A 16786-nucleotide genomic window follows, 5' to 3' on the forward strand; every position below is an offset into this window, starting at 1 on the left:
CCTCCCGGACCTCGTTCGCCGCTCTCTCCCGCCCACTATTCACTCAGTACATGTACTCAGTGCATACTGGTCCCCATGAGCACCCGTCACATCCTGTTGGGGCTGCTCGCCGCTGGGCCGAGCCATGGCTATGACCTCAAGCGGCGGCACGACGAACGCTTTCCGCAGGCCCGGCCACTGGCGTACGGCCAGGTCTACACGACCCTGCAACGACTGGTCCGGGACGGTCTCGCCGAGGTGGACGGCACCGAGGCGGACAGCGGCCCGGAGCGGACGATGTACCGCTCGACGGACGAGGGGGCGCGCGAGCTGACCAAGTGGGCCGGCGAGATCGCGCCGCCCGCGCCGTTCGTGACGAACGAGATCTTCGCCAAGCTCGTCGTCTCGATCCTCTCCGGCGGCGACCCGACCGCCTATCTACGGGCGCAACGCACCGCGCACATGACGCGGATGCGGGAGCTGACCGCCGTGAAGACCACACCGGGCGCGGATCTGTCGACCGTCCTCTCGGCGGACTACGCCCTCAACCACCTCGACGCCGATCTCCGCTGGATGAACACCACCGCGGCCCGGCTGATCACCCTGACCGAGGAGATCGACGCGACATGAGCGAACACGGCATGAGCGAACAGGGCATGAGCGAACAGGGCATGAGCGAACACCACAGGAGCACTTCCCGTGGCGAGCACGACAGCGGGATCGAGAAGGCTGTGCCGCTGCTCGCGGCCCGGAACCTCGTCAAGGCGCACGGCAGGACGCGGGCGCTGCGCGGTGCCTCGCTGGAGTTGCGCGAGGGCGAGCTGCTGGCCGTCACGGGGGCCAGCGGCAGCGGTAAGTCCACGTTGCTGCACTGTCTGGCGGGGATCACGCGGCCGGACGGGGGTTCGGTGACGTATGCCGGGAAGCGGCTGGACCAGTTGCCAGAGAGGGCGCTGAGCGAGCTGCGGCGGACGGACTTCGGGGTCGTGTTCCAGTTCGGGCAGCTGATCCCGGAGTTGACGGCCGTCGACAATGTCGCGCTGCCGCTGCTGCTGGCGGGCACGGCCCGGCCTCAGGCGCGGGCGCTGGCCGGGGAGTGGCTGGAACGGTTCGGGGTGCGCGGGCAGGAGGAGCAGCGGCCCGGTGAGATGAGCGGCGGCCAGGCGCAGCGGGTGTCGCTGGCGCGGGCGCTGGTGACGGGGCCGAAGGTGGTGTTCGCGGACGAGCCGACGGGCGCGCTGGACTCGCTGGCCGGTGAGCAGGTGATGGCGGCGCTGGTGCACACGGCCCGTGAGTCCGGTACGGCCGTTCTGCTGATCACGCATGACGCACAGGTGGCGGCGTACGCGGACCGCGAGATCGCGCTGAAGGACGGCGTGGTGGTCGCCGAGGCCGACGCGCCGCTGGAGGCGTCCCGATGAGCAGGGCGAACACGACGAACTCGGTGATTACGACGAACACGAACACGGCGGATACGACGAGCTCGGTGAATACGGCGAGCAGGGCGGGCACGCTGGCCGGTGACTTCCGTCTCGCCGTCCTGCTGACGCGGGGTTCCGACCGCCGGGAGTGGTGGCGGGTGACGTTGACGGCGCTGGGGGCGGCGCTGGCGACGGGGTTCGGGATGGCGGCGGCCGCGCTGGCGTCGCTGGAGGGCCACTACCGGGTGAACATGCTGAGCGGTCTGCTGGACAACCCCGGGGAGCGCTCCGGGGTGATCGCCACTCTGCTGCTTCTGCTGGTCCCGGTGCTCGGGCTCCTCGGGCAGTGCGCCCGCGTGGGCGCCGTGCACCGTGACCGGCGGCTGGCCGGGCTGCGGCTCGCGGGGGCGTCGGCGGGTCAGGTGCGCCGGATCGCCGCGCTGGAGACGGGGGTGGCGTGTCTGATCGGTTCGCTGGTCGTCACGGTCTTCTTCGTGCTGTTCGTGGTGATCGGGTGGCGGAACCCTCCGGCCCTGGCCTGGGCCGGGATCGTCCTGGTGGCGCTGGGGGTGCCGGCGCTGGGCGCGGCGGTGAGCGTGCTGGCGCTGCGCCGGGTGGTGGCCTCCCCGCTGGGCTGGGTACGGCGGACGGGCTCGGCCTCCGGCCGGGGGTCGGCCTGGGTGTTCCTGGGCGCGGTGGGTCTGCTGGTGCTCGCGGCGCTGCTCGCCGTCGCCAACACCAGCCGCAACTCGCCCAACAGCTCCAGCGGGCAGGCCCCGCTGACGCTCTGCGGCGCGCTGCTCGCGGTGGGCGCGGGCGCGGTCCTGATGTCGGGCGTGGTCGCGAAGCTCACCGGCCGGCTGCTCGCCTCCCGGACGGGGAGCCCGGCGGTCCTGATCGCCGCGGAGCGGCTGCGCGACGACCCGTGGGCGGCGGCGCGCACCCACGCGGCGGTCTTCATGGGGACGGTGGCCGGCGCCGGTTTCCTCGGTGTGAGTCACGCGCTGCGGGCCGACATCGAAGCGGAGAAGTACCTGGCCGAGAGCCGGGACTTCTACATCACCGGCCTGAACCTCACCGCCGCCGCCATCCTCGTCGGCTTCGCCATCACCTTCTTCGCGCTGGCCGTTGGCACCGCCGAGTCCCTGGCCACCCGCCGTCGCGGGCTCGCCGCCCAGGTCGCGGCCGGGGTGCCGTACGAGGTGCTGCGCCGGGCCCTGCTGCTGGAGACGGCGCTGCCGCTGGCCCCGTCGCTCCTGATCGCCGGCCTCGGCGGCATCACGATCGCCGTCGGCTACGCCTCCGCCCTGGGCGGCGCCCTGGTCATCCCCTACGGCGCCCTCCTGGTCCCCCTCGCGGTGTATGGGCTCTGCCTCCTGGTCGCGGCCACGTCCCTGCCCCTGCTCCGCCGCACGGTACGACCGGCCGAGCTGCGCTACACGTGAGGGCCGCGCAGGAAGCCACGTAAGCAAAGGGGAGCCACGAAGCCCGGCGTCCCGGGAGGCACGGGGGTGCTTCCGGGACGCCGTGGTCATGAGCGGCCGCAGGTCCTACTTCGTGGTCGGCGTAATGGGTGTAGCCCGCTCCGACTGCGGGGACGTCGTGTTGGAGTAGACGGACGGGGCGGAGACACCGGCGGCCGGGTCGTCGTCCGTGGGGTCCGACTGCTCCGGGAGGCGGCCGACGATGCGGATGTCGGCGGCGTCGAAGGCCTTCTTGACGCGCCAGCGCAGTTCGCGTTCGACGGTGAGGGCCTTGCCGGGCATGGTCTTGGCGGAGACACGGACGACCATGGAGTCCAGGAGGACGTCTTCGAGGCCGAGGACCTCGATCGGGCCCCAGAGGAGCTCGTTCCAGGGGTCCTCCTTGCTCATCTCCTCGCCGACCTGGACAAGGGTGCGGCGGACCCGGTCGAGGTCCTCGTCGTAACGGACGGTGACGTCGACGCCGGCGGTGGCCCAGCCCTGGGAGAGGTTGCCGATGCGCTTGACCTCGCCGTTGCGGACGTACCAGATCTCGCCGTTGTCGCCGCGCAGCTTGGTGACGCGCAGGCCGACCTCGATGACCTCACCGGAGGCGACGCCCGCGTCGACGGTGTCGCCGACGCCGTACTGGTCCTCCAGGATCATGAAGACGCCGGAGAGGAAGTCGGTGACCAGGTTCCGGGCGCCGAAACCGATGGCGACGCCCGCGACACCGGCGGAGGCCAGCAGCGGGGCGAGGTTGATCTCGAAGGCGGACAGCACCATCAGCGCGGCCGTGCCCATGATCAGGAAGGACGCCACCGAGCGCAGTACCGAGCCGATGGCCTGCGAGCGCTGCCGGCGGCGCTCGACGTTGACCAGCAGTCCGCCGAGGGTGGAGCCCTCGACGTTCGGGACGGAGCGGTTCATCCGGTCTATGAGCTTGGTGATCGCCCGCCGCACCACCACTCTGAGCACCGCCGCGATCACCAGGATCAGCAGCACCCGCAGACCGATGGCCAGCCATGTGGACCAGTTCTCCTCCACCCAGCTTGCGGCGTTGGTCGCGCTCTCCTGGGCGTCCTCCAGCGAGGGCACCGCGGGCGTCGTCTCGGTCTCCGAGGGAGACGGCGACGGCGACGCGGCGGCCAGTAGAAGGGGCAGGGACGAAACGGGCGACACGACGGGTACCTCCAGGTGCGTTGTCCGCCCTCCGGCACGGCGGTGCCACCGCAGTGCCACCGCGGCGCTGCGGCAGTCAAGACCGTTCTGATCACGGAACGGTCACCGGACGGGCAGGCTCACCACACTAACGGGGCATTGTGTGGAGGTCGCCGCCACGTTCGAGGCACACAGGGCGCTCACCAGGGAGTGAAGGGCGCACAGGGTGGGGGATGAATCAGGGTGTGGTCGAAAACACTCCCAGCCCGTTACCGGGACATGGTGGCGCTTCCACCAGGCCTGAGGGGAGACTGACTACGGATCGTCCACGGCGCGAGCCACGCGCCGCCGGCGTACAAGGAGGCATCCGTGCCGCATGTCCTGGTCCTCAACGCGTCGTACGAGCCGCTCGGCGTCGTACCGCTCCGCCGCGCGCTCGTCCTCGTCCTGGAGAACAAGGCAGTCGCCTTGGAGGAATCCGGCGCCTTCATGCACAGCGCAACCGTCACCATCCCCGCACCCAGCGTGGTCCGGCTCAAGCGATTCGTCCGGGTTCCCTATCGGGGGCCCGTTCCTCTGACCCGTCGTGCGCTGTTCGCGCGGGACGGGGGCCGGTGCATGTACTGCGGTGGCGTCGCAACCAGCGTCGACCACGTCATCCCGCGCAGCCGCGGGGGCAAGCACGTCTGGGACAACGTGGTGGCGTCCTGCCGCCGCTGCAACCACGTCAAGGCCGACCGCCACCTCGTCGAGATCGGCTGGCGGCTCCGCCACAAACCCGCCCCACCCACCGGCCTGGCCTGGCGCATCATCGGCACAGGCCATAGGGACCCGCGCTGGCTGCCCTACCTGCAGCCGTACGGCGCGGACGACGCCTTGGCCCGGATCGACGGCATCTCCGCCTGAGGTCCGGGTTTTTGTATGCCTCGCGCCTCCAGGACGTGCCCGGCGAGGCAGGGCATGCCCCGCCGGGCACGTCCCCTCGGGGCGTACCCGGCGAGCGGGCGCGAGGGCGATCCACCGTGCACCACCGTCCCGGGCCAGCCACAGCCCTGACCTCTCGCGGGATTCACAGCATCCCCCCGTTCCCCACACACCGGTGATCCCCTAGTGTCGCCTCAACAGCGGGCCCTTGTTCTGGAGCGCGACGTCGCCCGGGGGCCCGCTCGAATGGGGACTCATGAGAAAGCTCGCCATAGGTGCCGTCATGTCCGGCGCCCTGGCTCTCACCGGTCTGGCCGCGCCCGCCGCGCTGGCCGACTCGCCGGACCTGACCTTCGGTGCCGTCACCGTGAACAACGGCAAGGCGATCGTCGTCGGCACCAACAGCAAGGTGACCGTGCCGGTCGCCTACAGCTTCACCCGCCCGACGGACCTCGTGATCGACTACGAGAACAACTTCCTCGGCGTCATCCTGTACCGCGGCAAGCTCACCAACCTCGAAAACGCCCTGGAGAGTTCCTCCAAGGCGCCGAAGTGCGCCGTCACCGCGACGACGGACACCACGGTCACCGAGTCGTGCACGACGACGCTCACGATCAACCCGCGTGAGCAGCTCAGCAGCGCTGCGGACGCCACCACATGGAAGGCCGCCATCGGCTACGCCCGCACATCCATCGACATGGATGACTCCGACGACCACATCAGCTTCGAGACCGGCGCCGACATCTGGGGCAACCTCGGCACCGCCAAGATCCAGCGCAAGGCCGGCCTCGGCACCAACGCCACCCCCGAGCCCGTCGTCAAGGGCAAGACCCTGACCGTCAAGGGCAAGCTCACCCGCGCCGACTGGGCCAAGCGCACCTTCACCGGCTACAAGGGCCAGAAGGTCACCCTCCAGTTCAAGGCCAAGGGCGCGGCCTCCTACACCAACGTCAAGACGATCACCTCCGGCACGGGCGGGGCCCTGTCCACCACCGTGAAGGCGTCGAAGGACGGCTCGTACCGCTTCACGTTCGCCGGTACGTCCACCACGGCGGCCAAGACCTCGGCCGCCGATTACGTCGATGTGAAGTAACACCGATCCGCCTCACGGCCGGCATCGCCCCCGGGTAACGAATCCGTTGCCCGGGGGCTTTTTGGTGGCCGGATATTGACGGGCAGCTGGTCTAGTCCTATCTTCCTGGCATCCGATAGGAAACTTTCCTAACAGTTGGGCAGGTGGCGTACACATGGCCGGAACCCCCCGCGTGCTGCGCGCCATGAACGACCGGGCCGCGCTCGAACTCCTGCTGGAACACGGCCCGTTGTCCCGCACCCGGCTCGGCGCGCTGACGGGGCTGTCCAAGCCGACCGCCTCCCAGCTGCTGGCCCGGCTCGAAGCATCCGGGCTCGTGATCGCCACGGGCACCGGCGGGACCGGCGGGGGCGAGGGCCGACCGGGCCCCAACGCCCAGCTGTACGCGGTCAACCCGACCGCCGCGTACGCCGCCGGCCTCGACGTCACCCCCGAGCGCGTCCTCGCCGCCGTCGCCGACATCACCGGCCGCACGGTGGGCGAGTGCGCCGTCCCCACCCCCGGACGCCGCCCCGGCGAGCCTGCCGTACAGCAGGTCACCGCCGCCCTCGACGGGGCCGTCAAAGCCGCCGGGCTCGTACGGTCCGACGTCCGCCACCTGGTCATCGGCACCCCCGGCGCCTTCGACCCCGGCACCGGGCGGCTGCGCTACGCCTCCCACCTCCCCGGCTGGCACTCCCCCACCCTCCTCGACGAACTCGCCGCCGCGCTGCCCATGCCGGTGGAGTACGAGAACGACGTCAACCTCGTCGCCCTCGCCGAACAGCGGCTGGGCGCGGCCAAGGGCCACGACGACTTCGTACTGCTGTGGAACGAGGGCGGCCTCGGCGCCGCCGTCGTCCTCGGCGGACGGCTGCACCGGGGGTTCACCGGGGGTGCCGGGGAGGTCGGCTTCCTTCCCGTGCCGGGCGCTCCGCTGGTCCGGCAGGTCACCAAGGCGAACAGCGGCGGGTTCCAGGAACTCGCCGGGTCGCAGGTCATTCCCCGGCTCGCCCAGGAGTTGGGGATCACCGACATTCCCGAGGGGCCTTACGCCGAGGTCGCTGCGGAGTTGGTGGCGCGGGCCGCCGATGTCGACTCCGGTCCGCATCGGCGACTTCTGGCCACGTACGCCACCGGGGTCGCGACCGGGTTGGCCTCGCTTGTGTCCGTACTCGACCCTGAGTTGATCGTTCTCAGTGGCAGTGCGCTTGCCTCCGGCGGGGAGCGGTTGAGGGCGTTGGTCCAGAGCGAGTTGGGGGAGCTTGCCGCTTCCCAGCCTCGGCTTGTTCTTGGTGATGTGCTTGAACGCCCTGTGCTGCGGGGGGCGTTGGAGAGCGCGCTCACCAATGTGCGTGACGAGGTTTTTGACACGTCTCGCTGACCGTTCGTCGTTCGTCGTTCGTCGCAAAACGAAGGTTCGTTCCGCTACCGCAGGTTGTTTGTTGACTGCCGGTCCGTCGTGGCTGGTCGCGCAGTTCCCCGCGCCCCTAGGTGTCCAGGGCGCACCCCTCCGTCACATGTCGCCCTCTTCCCTCCCTCAGGAGACCCTGCCATGCCCGGAATATCCAAGAACACGGCGATTGCGCTCGCCGCCACAGCTGCCCTCTCCCTCCTCGCCACCGCCTGTACCGGACAGTCCTCCTCCAACGCCTCCGACGACCCCAACGCCGAAACCACCATCACCTTCTGGCACGGGTGGAGTGCGCCCGCCGAGGCGAAGGCGATTCAGGAGAACGTCGACCGGTTCGAGAAGGCGCACCCGAACATCACCGTGAAGGTCGTCGGGAACATCAACGACGACAAGCTCAACCAGGCGCTGCGGGCCGGGGGTTCGAACGGGCCGGATGTGGTGTCGTCCTTCACCACCTCCAACATCGGGAAGTTCTGTTCGTCCGGGGCCTTCGCCGATCTCAAGCCGTTCATCGAGAAGTCGAAGCTCGACCTGGACTCGATCATCCCGAAGCCGATGCTGGACTACACGCAGTTCGAGGGCACCCGGTGTGCGTTGCCGCTGCTGGGGGACGCGTACGGGCTGTACTACAACAAGGACGCGTTCGAGAAGGCGGGGATCACATCGCCGCCGAAGACGTGGTCGGAGTTCGCGAAGGTCGCGAAGAAGCTGACCGTCACCAAGGGCGACAGCTACTCGCAGCTCGGGTTCATGCCGAACTACCACGGCTACGAGACCGTCGTGGACCACTACATGTCCCAGTGGGACCACGCGTACTTCGACGAGGACGGCAAGTCGAACATCGCCAAGGACCCGGCGTTCGCGGAGATGTTCACGTACCAGAAGAGCCTGGTGGATTCGCTCGGCGGGTTCGAGAAGCTGGAGAAGTACCGGAACACCTTCGGTGACGAGTGGGGGGCCGAGCACCCGTTCCAGACCGGTCAGGTGGCCATGCAGCTCGACGGCGAGTGGCGGCTCGGGATGGCGGAGACCGCCGGGACCGACTTCGAGATCGGTACGGCCCCGATGCCCGTGGCCGACGACGAGGTCGACGAGTACGGCAAGGGCTTCCTCTCCGGCACGATCATCGGGATCGCCCCGCAGAGCGAGAAGCAGAACGCGGCCTGGGAGCTGGTGAAGTATCTGACCACCGACACCGAGGCGGTCGTGTCGTTCGCCAACGCCATCCACAATGTGCCGTCCACGTTCGAGGCCCTGAAGTCGCCCGACCTCAAGGTCGACCCCGGCTTCCAGACGTTCCTGGACATCGCCCAGAACGAGCACTCGAACACCCCTCCGGCCTCCATCAACGGCTCCACGTACCAGACGACCCTCCAGGACTTCGGCTACCAGTACGAGTCCGGCAAGGTGAAGGATCTGCGGGAGGGGCTGGAGAAGACCGCGAAGCAGATCGACACCGACATCGCGCAGGCGAAGTAGCGGTACGCCCCCATGTCCGCGCACACGCACACGCAAGCCATCGAGCCCCGGACCGCGCGCCCCCCGCGCGCGTCCGGTGGCACGCTCCGCGCCAAGCGCCGCCGGTCTGCGCTTCGGACGGTGGCCTTCCTGTCGCCGTGGCTGATCGGGTTCAGCGTCTTCTTCGCCTACCCGCTGATCTCCACCGTGTACTTCTCCCTGATGAAGTACGACGGCTTCGGCACCCCCGTCTTCCGCGGCCTCGGCAACTGGTCCTATGTCTTCAACGACTACCCGATGTTCTGGCCGGCCCTGCGCAACACCCTGTGGCTGGTGCTGGTGATGGTGACCTGCCGGGTCGTGTTCGGGCTCGGCGTCGGTCTGCTGATCACCAAGATCAAGACGGGGGCAGGGGTCTTCCGGACCCTCTTCTATCTGCCGTACCTGGCGCCGCCCGTCGCCGCCACCCTCGCCTTCGTCTTCCTCCTCAACCCCGGTACCGGGCCCGTCAACTCCATCCTCGGCGACCTGGGACTGCCGACACCGGGCTGGTTCACCGACCCCTCCTGGTCCAAGCCGGCGCTCACCGCGCTCGCACTGTGGGGCGTGGGCGATCTGATGGTCATCTTCATGGCCGCGCTGCTCGACGTACCGAAGGAGCAGTACGAGGCCGCCGAGCTGGACGGGGCCTCGGCGTGGCAGCGGTTCCGGTTCGTGACGCTGCCGAACATCTCGCCGATCGTGATGTTCGCCGTGGTCACGGGCGTGATCCAGACCATGCAGTACTACACGCAGCCGCTGGTGGCCGGGAAGGTCGCCTCCGGGATCATCGGCGGCTCGGGGCAGTCCTTCGAGCCCGGCTACCCGGACAAGTCCACGCTGACCCTCCCCCAGCTCGTCTACAACCTCGGCTTCCAGCGCTTCGACTACGGCGCCGCCTGTGTGGTCGCGCTGGTGCTGTTCGCCCTGTCCATGGCCTTCACCGCACTGCTGCTGCGGCGCCGGGGCGGACTGATCCAGGCAGGTGAATGACCCGATGAGCCCATTGACTCCATTGACCCCGATGACTCAAACACAGGCGCAGGCACAAGTGACGGACAAGCCGGTGGAGTCGGGCGCGGCCCCGGCGGCCGAGCGCACCGCGCGCCGGCGCGCGCTCCTGGAGTGGATCGGCATCCACTCCCTCGGCGTGGCCGCCGCGCTCTTCTTCACCCTCCCCTTCGTGTTCGTCGTACTGACGTCCCTGATGAGCGGCCAGCAGGCGCTCACCCGCGATCTGGTCCCGGACACCTGGGAGTGGGGCAACTACCGCCAGGTCTTCGACACCCCCGGCTTCCTCACCTGGTGGAGGAACACGCTGATCTACGCGGGCCTCGGCACCGTCCTCACGGTCGTGTCGTCCGTCCCCGTCGCCTACGCGCTCGCCAAGTTCCGCTTCCGGGGCCGGAATGCGGCGTTGATGCTGGTCATCTCGATGATGATGCTGCCGCCGCAGGTCGTGGTCATCCCGATGTATCTGTTCTGGGCGAAGCAGTTGGACCTGTCGGGCTCGCTGTGGCCGCTGATCATCCCGATGGCCTTCGGCGACGCGTTCTCGATCTTCCTGCTCCGGCAGTTCCTGCTGACCATCCCGAACGAGTACCTGGACGCGGCGCGGGTGGACGGCTGCGGTGAGTTCAGGACGCTGCTGCGGGTCGTACTGCCGATGGCGAAACCGGGGATCGCCGCCGTGGCGCTCTTCCAGTTCTTCTACGCCTGGAACGACTACTTCGGCCCGCAGATCTACGCCTCCGAGAACCCCGCCGCCTGGACCCTCTCCTACGGCCTGGAGTCCTTCAAGGGCGCGCACCACACCGACTGGAATCTGACCATGGCCGCGACCGTGCTGGTCATGGCCCCCGTGATCCTCGTGTTCTTCTTCGCGCAGAAGGCGTTCGTCGAGGGCGTCACCCTGACCGGAGTAAAGGGTTAAAACTGGTATGAAACTCACTGTGGTCGGCGGAGGGTCGACCTACACTCCCGAACTCGTCGACGGGTTCGCCCGGCTCAGGGACACGCTGCCGATCGAGGAGCTGGTGCTCGTCGATCCGGCCGCCGAGCGCCTGGAGCTGGTCGGCGGCCTGGCCCGGCGGATCTTCGCCCGCCAGGGCCACCCCGGGCGGATCGTCACCACCGGCGACCTGGACCGGGGCGTCGAGGGCGCCGACGCCGTACTGCTGCAACTGCGGGTCGGCGGGCAGGCGGCACGCGAGCAGGACGAGACCTGGCCGCTGGAGTGCGGCTGCGTCGGCCAGGAGACCACCGGCGCGGGGGGCCTCGCCAAGGCGCTGCGCACGGTCCCGGTCGTCCTGGACATCGCCGAACGCGTCCGGCGCACCAACCCCGACGCCTGGATCATCGACTTCACCAACCCGGTGGGGATCGTGACCCGGGCACTCCTCCAGGCCGGCCACAAGGCCGTCGGGCTGTGCAACGTGGCGATCGGCCTGCAACGCAAGTTCGCCGCGCTGCTCGGGGTGACCCCGGGCGAGGTCCACCTCGACCACGTCGGCCTCAACCACCTCACCTGGGAGACCGGCGTACGCCTCGGCGGCCCGACCGGCGAGGACGTCCTCCCCAAGCTGCTGTCCGAGCACGGCGAGACGATCGCCGCCGACCTGCGCCTGCCGCCCGCCCTCCTGAACGGCCTGGGCGTGATCCCCTCCTACTACCTGCGCTACTTCTACGCCCACGACGAGGTCGTACGGGAACTGCGTACGAAGCCGTCGCGGGCCGCCGAAGTGGCGCGGATGGAGCGGGAGTTGCTGGAGATGTACGCCGATCCGGCGCTCGACGAGAAGCCCGCGCTGCTCGCCAAGCGGGGCGGCGCGTTCTACTCGGAGGCCGCGGTGGACCTGGCCGCGTCGCTGCTCGGCGACGGGGGCAGCGCGTATCAGGTGGTCAACACCCTGAACCGGGGCACGCTGCCGTTCCTCCCCTCGGACGCGGTCATCGAGGTACCGGCGGCGATCACCGCCGAGGGCGCGGCCCCGCTGCCCGTAGCGTCCGTGGACCCCCTGTACGCGGGCCTGATGGCGAACGTGACGGCGTATGAGGACCTGGCACTGGAGGCGGCTCTGCGGGGTGGCCGGAACCGGGTCTTCCGGGCGCTTCTCTCCCACCCCCTGATCGGCCAGTACGAGTACGCCGACGCCCTCACCGATCAGCTGATCGCGCACAACCGGGAGCACCTCGCGTGGGCGTGAGCAGGGCTGTGCGCGGGAGTGTGCTTGCCGTCGATGCCGGTAACAGCAAGACCGATGTGGCCGTGGTCGCGCCGGACGGGGAGGTGTTGGCCACGGCTCGTGGGGGTGGGTTCCGGCCGCCGACGGTCGGGGTGGACGCGGCGGTGGACGCCCTCGCCGAAGCCGTCCGTCCGGCCCTCGCGGCAGCGGGGCTCGGCCGTGTCGACCATGTCTCGGCCTGTCTCGCCAACGCCGACTTCCCCGTGGAGGAGGAGCGGTTGGCGCGGGCGTTGCACGCGCGCGCGTGGGGGGCGTCCGTGGAGGTGCGCAATGACACGTTCGCGATCCTGCGGGCCGGTGTCGCCGAGCCACGGGGGGTGGCCGTGGTGTGCGGGGCCGGTATCAACTGCGTCGGTATGCGGCCCGACGGGCGTACCGCCCGCTTTCCCGCGCTGGGGCGTATCTCCGGGGACTGGGGCGGGGGTTGGGGGCTGGCCGAGGAGGCGTTGTGGCATGCGGCGCGGGCGGAGGACGGGCGGGGTGGGCCCACGGCGCTCGCGCGGGCGCTGCCCGCGCACTTCGGGCTGGAGTCCATGTACGCGTTGATCGAGGCGCTTCATCTGGAGGAGATCGATCCTGTGCGGCGGCATGAGCTGACGCCGGTGCTGTTCGCTGTGGCGGCGTCGGGGGATGCGGTGGCCTGTTCTCTGGTGGATCGGCTGGCCGAGGAGGTGGTCGCCATGGCTGCGGTCGCGTTGTCGCGGCTGGATCTGTTGGGGGAGGAGACTCCGGTGCTGCTGGGGGGGAGTGTTCTCGCCGCTCGTCATGGTCGACTCGATGATCGGGTGCGGGAGTTGTTGGCCGGGGTGGCTCCCAAGGCTGTGCCTGAGGTGGTCGTGGCCGCGCCGGTGTTGGGGGCGGCGTTGTTGGGGTTGGATCGGGTGGGGGCGGGGGAAGGGGTGCACGCGCGCGTACGTGCGCGTTTCGAGGGCGCGTGAGCTGTTTTCGCCCCCGCCGCCCCTACCCGTCCCATCCTCAGGGGCTACGCCCCTTCGACCCCCGCGTCAGGGGGTGGGGGGTGGGGTTGTGAGGCGAGTGCGGGTGGGTGGGGGCTGGCCGCGCAGTTCCCCGCGCCCCTGAAAACGCGGGCTGCGCCCAGCCTTTTCATCGGCCCACGGGGCCACCGCCTTCAGCCCCACAGGACCACCGTCCTTTGGCCCGGAGGCTGCGGTCCTCAGAATCGCGAGGCCACCGTCCTCAGGCCCGCAAGGCCGCCGTCTTTGGCCCGGGGACCGCCGCCTTCCGACTCAGGGCCGCCGTCTTCAGGCTCAAGGGCCGCCGTCTTCCGACCCGAGGCCGCCGTCTTCCGACTTGCGGGGCCGCTGTCTTCCGACTTACGGGGCCGCCGTCTTCCGGCTTGCGGGGCCGCCGTCTTCGGGCTTGCGGGGCCGCTGTCTTCGGGCCGCAGGGCCGGGCAATCTTTGGGCCCGGAGGCTGGCATCTTCCGGCCCGGAGGCCCGCTGTCTTCGAGCTTGCGGGGCCGCCGTCTTCGGGCCCGCCGGGCCGCCGTTTTCGGGCCCGCCGGGCCGGCGTCTTCGGGCCCGCCGGGCCGCCGTCTTCAGGACCTGCGGGGCCGCCGTCTTCAGGACCTGCGGGGCCAGTCATCAGGGTCCGCAAGGGCTGGGCTTTTCGGCCCGCAGGGGCCGTGTCTTTTAGGGGCGCGGGGAACTGCGCGAGCAACCCCCACCCACCCGCACACGACATTCACACACCCGACACCCCCTCATCCCCCGCAGGGGTACGGGGGCGGCAGCCCCCGGGAGTTGGCTCGGCCTGCGGGAACCACCGCACATCGGACCGCGTATTCATGGGCAGGAACTGGTACCGAAAAGCCATACGGACACGATCGGGGAACAAGATCGAGTCAAGGCCTGTGCGGATGTCAGTCCCGGCGGCGATACTTGCGGCGACCGCGCTCCTCCGCCCATGTGCCGAGCGCCGGACACGGCCCCGGCCACCGGACCCCGGTCGAGTCGGCGTGGCGTACGGGCGGAGGTGACCGAGGGATGACCATGGGGGAGGTCACGTGACATATACGCCGAACGGCAGCCCGGCACCGCCGGTCCCGCCCTCCGGCCAGGGCCAGAACGGGGGCACGCTCCCGGCCGTACCGCCGCAGGGCGGCAAGCCCGTGTCCCGGCCACCCGTGCCGCCCGCCGGAGGCCCCGGCGGTCCCGACGGCGAACCGCCCCGCCGGACCGCGTTCGCGGAAGGCCTCGACCAGTTGAGGGCGGCCGCGGTCACCGAGCCCGGCCGGCTGCGCATCATCGGCGCCGTTCTCGCCTTCCTGGTCGTCGCGTTCGGCTCGGTCACCGCCTGGCAGATGACGGACCGTTCGAGCGCCGCCGACGACGTACTGAACGGCAGCCAGCCCCTCAGCTCCGCCGCGGCCGCCATCTACAGCTCCCTCGCCGACGCCAACACCGCCGCCTCCAGCGGTTTCCTCGCGGGCGGGCAGGAGACAAAGGACTCCCGCGAGAGATACGAGCGGGAGATCAAGGAGGCCGCCGACAATCTGGCCACGGCCGCCGCCGCCTCGGAGCCCGGCTCGGACACCGAGAAGCGCATCGCCGAGCTGAACAAGATGCTCCCCGAGTACAAGGGCCTGATCGAGCGGGCCCGAGCCAACAACCGGCTGGGCTACCCCCTGGGCGGCGCCTATCTGCGCTACGCGAACGACAAGATGCAGAAGGAGATGCTCCCGGAGGCGAAGCGGATCTACGACAACGAGAACGAGCGGCTGCGCGACGACTACGCCGACGCCACCTCGTACCCCTGGGCGGCCATCGTTCTCGGTGCCCTCGCCATCGGCGCCCTCATCTGGGCCCAGCGCCGCAACTACCGCCGCACCAACCGGGTGTTGAACCACGGCCTGGTCGCGGCGACCGCCGCCTCCACGATCGTCCTGCTGTGGCTGACCGCCGGTCACACCTTCGCCCGTACGGGCCTGAACAACTCGTACGACAACGGCGTACGCTCCCTGACCGTCCTCAACGACGCCCGTATCGCCTCCCTCACGGCCCGCGGCAACGAGAACCTGACGCTGATCAGCCGGGGCGCGCAGACCAAGAAGGTCGAGGTCGACGGCGAGGAGGAGGACGTGGACGAGTTCGACTACACCTTCTCGGCCAATATGAAGGAACTGGAGTCCCGGCTGGCCGCCGCCGAGCGGATCGCCGACGACGACAGCGGCAAACAGCCCGTCAAGGCCGCCGTCAGCAACATGGAGGAGTGGCAGGACCGGCACAAAAGCGCCCGCGCGGCCGACGACGACGGCAACTACCAGTGTGCGCTGAACCAGGTGATCGGCGGCGAGGCCTCCGAGGACTGCCCGCAGGGCGACAAGCCGACCGGCGAATGCTTCGACAAGGTCGACGACAATCTGGATGCCGCGCTCGACCACGAGAAGATCGAGTTCGAGCAGGCCGCCCGGGGTGGCCGGAGCGCCATGACCGGGCTCCCGGTCGGCGCCGCCGTCCTCGCGGTGCTGGCCGCCGCGGGCGCCGTACTGGGCATCGGTCGCAGGCTTTCGGAGTACCGATGAGACGGGCGGAAAGAGACACGGTGGAAGGAGGAGCGATGAGTGCGGTACGACGTCTGAGGGCCGGTGTCCGGGGCTGGGGCGGCGTGGGCGCGATGGCGGTCCTCTGCGCCCTGACCGTGATCTTCGCCCTGGTGCTGCCGATCAGCGGAACACGCGGCGACGGCTCCCAGGCCACCGGCGGCCAGGGCGTCGGCCGGGCGACCCAGGCGCGGGCGGACGAGTGCGACACCATGAAGGACCCGGAGAACCAGAGCCTGCGGCCCTCGTCGGACGAGTCCGGCCCCACCATCGCGAGGATCAAGAAGAACGACGTCATCACCATCGGCGTCGACCAGAACAGCTACCGCTGGGGCTATCGCGACCCGAACAACACCGAGGCCGGCGCCGAGTTGGAGGGCTTCGACATCGATCTGGCGCACCGCATAGCCGAGGAGATCCTCGACGACCCGAACAAGGTGCGTTTCAAGGCGATTCCCACCAACCAACGCATTCCCGCCATCCAGGACGGGGATGTCGACATGGTGGTCCGCACCATGACGATCAGCTGCAGCCGTATGCAGCAAGTCGCCTTCTCCCAGCCGTACTTCAAGACCGGCCAGCAAGTCCTGGCCCCCAACTCCTCGGACATCGAAGGCTATGACACGACACTGTCCGGCAAGCGGGTCTGCGCGGCCTCCGGTTCCACCGCCCTGAGCGCGCTCAAGGCCGATCCGAAGCCGGGCGAGCCCACCTCCACCAAGATCATCGAAGTCCCCAACCAACTCGACTGTCTGGTGCGGCTCCAACTCGGCGAAGCCGACGCCGTGATCACCGATGGAGCGCTCGCCGCGAGCCAGGCGGCGCAGGACCCCACGGTCAAGCTGATGGGCGAGCCGTTCACCACCGAGTACTACGGCGTGGCGATGAACAAGGAAGCGGACGATCTGGTACGCCGGGTCAATCAGGTGCTGGTGGACTATCTCAAGGACGGCTGGCAGGACTCGTACGACGAGTGGCTGTCCCAGACCCTCGGCAGCGACTCGACGGACTCCCGGCCGCCCACGAACCAGGGCTACCGGGACTGAGA

14 protein-coding genes are annotated in these 16786 nt (G+C 69.7%); 13 read left to right on the forward strand and 1 reads right to left on the reverse strand.

The window, feature by feature from the left end; all coding sequences use genetic code 11:
* The first annotated feature begins 75 nt into the window (after nt 1-75).
* Genes ACWD4G_RS27580 through ACWD4G_RS27590 form a run of 3 tightly spaced genes read left to right on the forward strand, consistent with a single transcriptional unit; the run spans nt 76 to nt 2845 of the window.
* Nucleotides 76-609, forward strand: coding sequence for a PadR family transcriptional regulator (locus ACWD4G_RS27580; protein ID WP_451297937.1), 534 nt, complete (start codon nt 76-78; stop codon nt 607-609).
* Between the two features lie 41 nt (nt 610-650).
* On the forward strand, nt 651-1400 hold the full coding sequence (locus tag ACWD4G_RS27585; RefSeq protein ID WP_451298049.1) for an ABC transporter ATP-binding protein: 750 nt from the start codon (nt 651-653) through the stop codon (nt 1398-1400).
* Nucleotides 1397-2845, forward strand: coding sequence for an ABC transporter permease (locus ACWD4G_RS27590; protein WP_451297939.1), 1449 nt, complete (start codon nt 1397-1399; stop codon nt 2843-2845). The genes ACWD4G_RS27585 and ACWD4G_RS27590 overlap by 4 nt, the downstream gene beginning before the upstream one ends.
* 105 nt (nt 2846-2950) lie before the next feature.
* On the opposite strand, the gene ACWD4G_RS27595 is transcribed toward ACWD4G_RS27590, so the two are convergent.
* A complete protein-coding gene (locus ACWD4G_RS27595) occupies nt 2951-4045 on the reverse strand; it encodes a mechanosensitive ion channel family protein (RefSeq protein WP_451297941.1) in 1095 nt (364 codons plus the stop codon).
* Between the two features lie 348 nt (nt 4046-4393).
* Here ACWD4G_RS27595 and ACWD4G_RS27600 point away from each other — a divergent pair, with 348 nt between their 5' ends.
* From ACWD4G_RS27600 to ACWD4G_RS27645, 10 genes are all read left to right on the forward strand, one after another.
* Nucleotides 4394-4930 (forward strand): HNH endonuclease, encoded by a 537-nt coding sequence (locus tag ACWD4G_RS27600; RefSeq protein ID WP_451297943.1) that lies wholly within the window; start codon nt 4394-4396, stop codon nt 4928-4930.
* 274 nt (nt 4931-5204) lie between these two features.
* Complete coding sequence (locus ACWD4G_RS27605) at nt 5205-6041, forward strand: hypothetical protein (protein WP_451297945.1); 837 nt, start codon at nt 5205-5207, stop codon at nt 6039-6041.
* Between the two features lie 154 nt (nt 6042-6195).
* Nucleotides 6196-7404 carry an ROK family transcriptional regulator gene (locus ACWD4G_RS27610; RefSeq protein WP_451297947.1) on the forward strand — a complete coding sequence of 403 codons (1209 nt, stop codon included), beginning with the start codon at nt 6196-6198 and terminating at the stop codon, nt 7402-7404.
* Nucleotides 7405-7575: 171 nt separating this feature from the next.
* Nucleotides 7576-8913, forward strand: coding sequence for an ABC transporter substrate-binding protein (locus tag ACWD4G_RS27615; RefSeq protein ID WP_451297949.1), 1338 nt, complete (start codon nt 7576-7578; stop codon nt 8911-8913).
* A 120-nt stretch (nt 8914-9033) separates the two neighbouring features.
* The gene (locus ACWD4G_RS27620; RefSeq protein ID WP_451297951.1) at nt 9034-9924 is read left to right on the forward strand and encodes a carbohydrate ABC transporter permease; all 891 of its coding nucleotides are present in this window, start codon (nt 9034-9036) and stop codon (nt 9922-9924) included.
* 31 nt (nt 9925-9955) lie between these two features.
* Nucleotides 9956-10864 carry a carbohydrate ABC transporter permease gene (locus tag ACWD4G_RS27625; RefSeq protein ID WP_451297953.1) on the forward strand — a complete coding sequence of 303 codons (909 nt, stop codon included), beginning with the start codon at nt 9956-9958 and terminating at the stop codon, nt 10862-10864.
* Between the two features lie 7 nt (nt 10865-10871).
* Nucleotides 10872-12137 carry a 6-phospho-beta-glucosidase gene (locus ACWD4G_RS27630; RefSeq protein WP_451297955.1) on the forward strand — a complete coding sequence of 422 codons (1266 nt, stop codon included), beginning with the start codon at nt 10872-10874 and terminating at the stop codon, nt 12135-12137.
* 20 nt (nt 12138-12157) lie between these two features.
* On the forward strand, nt 12158-13114 hold the full coding sequence (locus ACWD4G_RS27635; RefSeq protein WP_451298051.1) for an N-acetylglucosamine kinase: 957 nt from the start codon (nt 12158-12160) through the stop codon (nt 13112-13114).
* A 1088-nt stretch (nt 13115-14202) separates the two neighbouring features.
* Nucleotides 14203-15720 carry a hypothetical protein gene (locus ACWD4G_RS27640; protein ID WP_451297957.1) on the forward strand — a complete coding sequence of 506 codons (1518 nt, stop codon included), beginning with the start codon at nt 14203-14205 and terminating at the stop codon, nt 15718-15720.
* A gap of 35 nt (nt 15721-15755) precedes the next feature.
* A complete protein-coding gene (locus ACWD4G_RS27645; RefSeq protein WP_451297959.1) occupies nt 15756-16784 on the forward strand; it encodes a glutamate ABC transporter substrate-binding protein in 1029 nt (342 codons plus the stop codon).
* The last annotated feature ends 2 nt before the right edge of the window (nt 16785-16786 follow it).

It is taken from the genome of Streptomyces sp. NPDC002643, assembly GCF_053592555.1.

Bases quoted from the DNA above. Each gene is read 5' to 3' on its own strand.
- ACWD4G_RS27580 (WP_451297937.1), top strand. From the start codon at position 76: ATGAGCACCCGTCACATCCTGTTGGGGCTGCTCGCCGCTGGGCCGAGC.
- ACWD4G_RS27585 (WP_451298049.1), top strand. From the start codon at position 651: ATGAGCGAACACCACAGGAGCACTTCCCGTGGCGAGCACGACAGCGGG.
- ACWD4G_RS27590 (WP_451297939.1), top strand. From the start codon at position 1,397: ATGAGCAGGGCGAACACGACGAACTCGGTGATTACGACGAACACGAAC.
- ACWD4G_RS27605 (WP_451297945.1), top strand. From the start codon at position 5,205: ATGAGAAAGCTCGCCATAGGTGCCGTCATGTCCGGCGCCCTGGCTCTC.
- ACWD4G_RS27610 (WP_451297947.1), top strand. From the start codon at position 6,196: ATGGCCGGAACCCCCCGCGTGCTGCGCGCCATGAACGACCGGGCCGCG.
- ACWD4G_RS27615 (WP_451297949.1), top strand. From the start codon at position 7,576: ATGCCCGGAATATCCAAGAACACGGCGATTGCGCTCGCCGCCACAGCT.
- ACWD4G_RS27625 (WP_451297953.1), top strand. From the start codon at position 9,956: ATGACTCAAACACAGGCGCAGGCACAAGTGACGGACAAGCCGGTGGAG.
- ACWD4G_RS27630 (WP_451297955.1), top strand. From the start codon at position 10,872: ATGAAACTCACTGTGGTCGGCGGAGGGTCGACCTACACTCCCGAACTC.
- ACWD4G_RS27645 (WP_451297959.1), top strand. From the start codon at position 15,756: ATGAGTGCGGTACGACGTCTGAGGGCCGGTGTCCGGGGCTGGGGCGGC.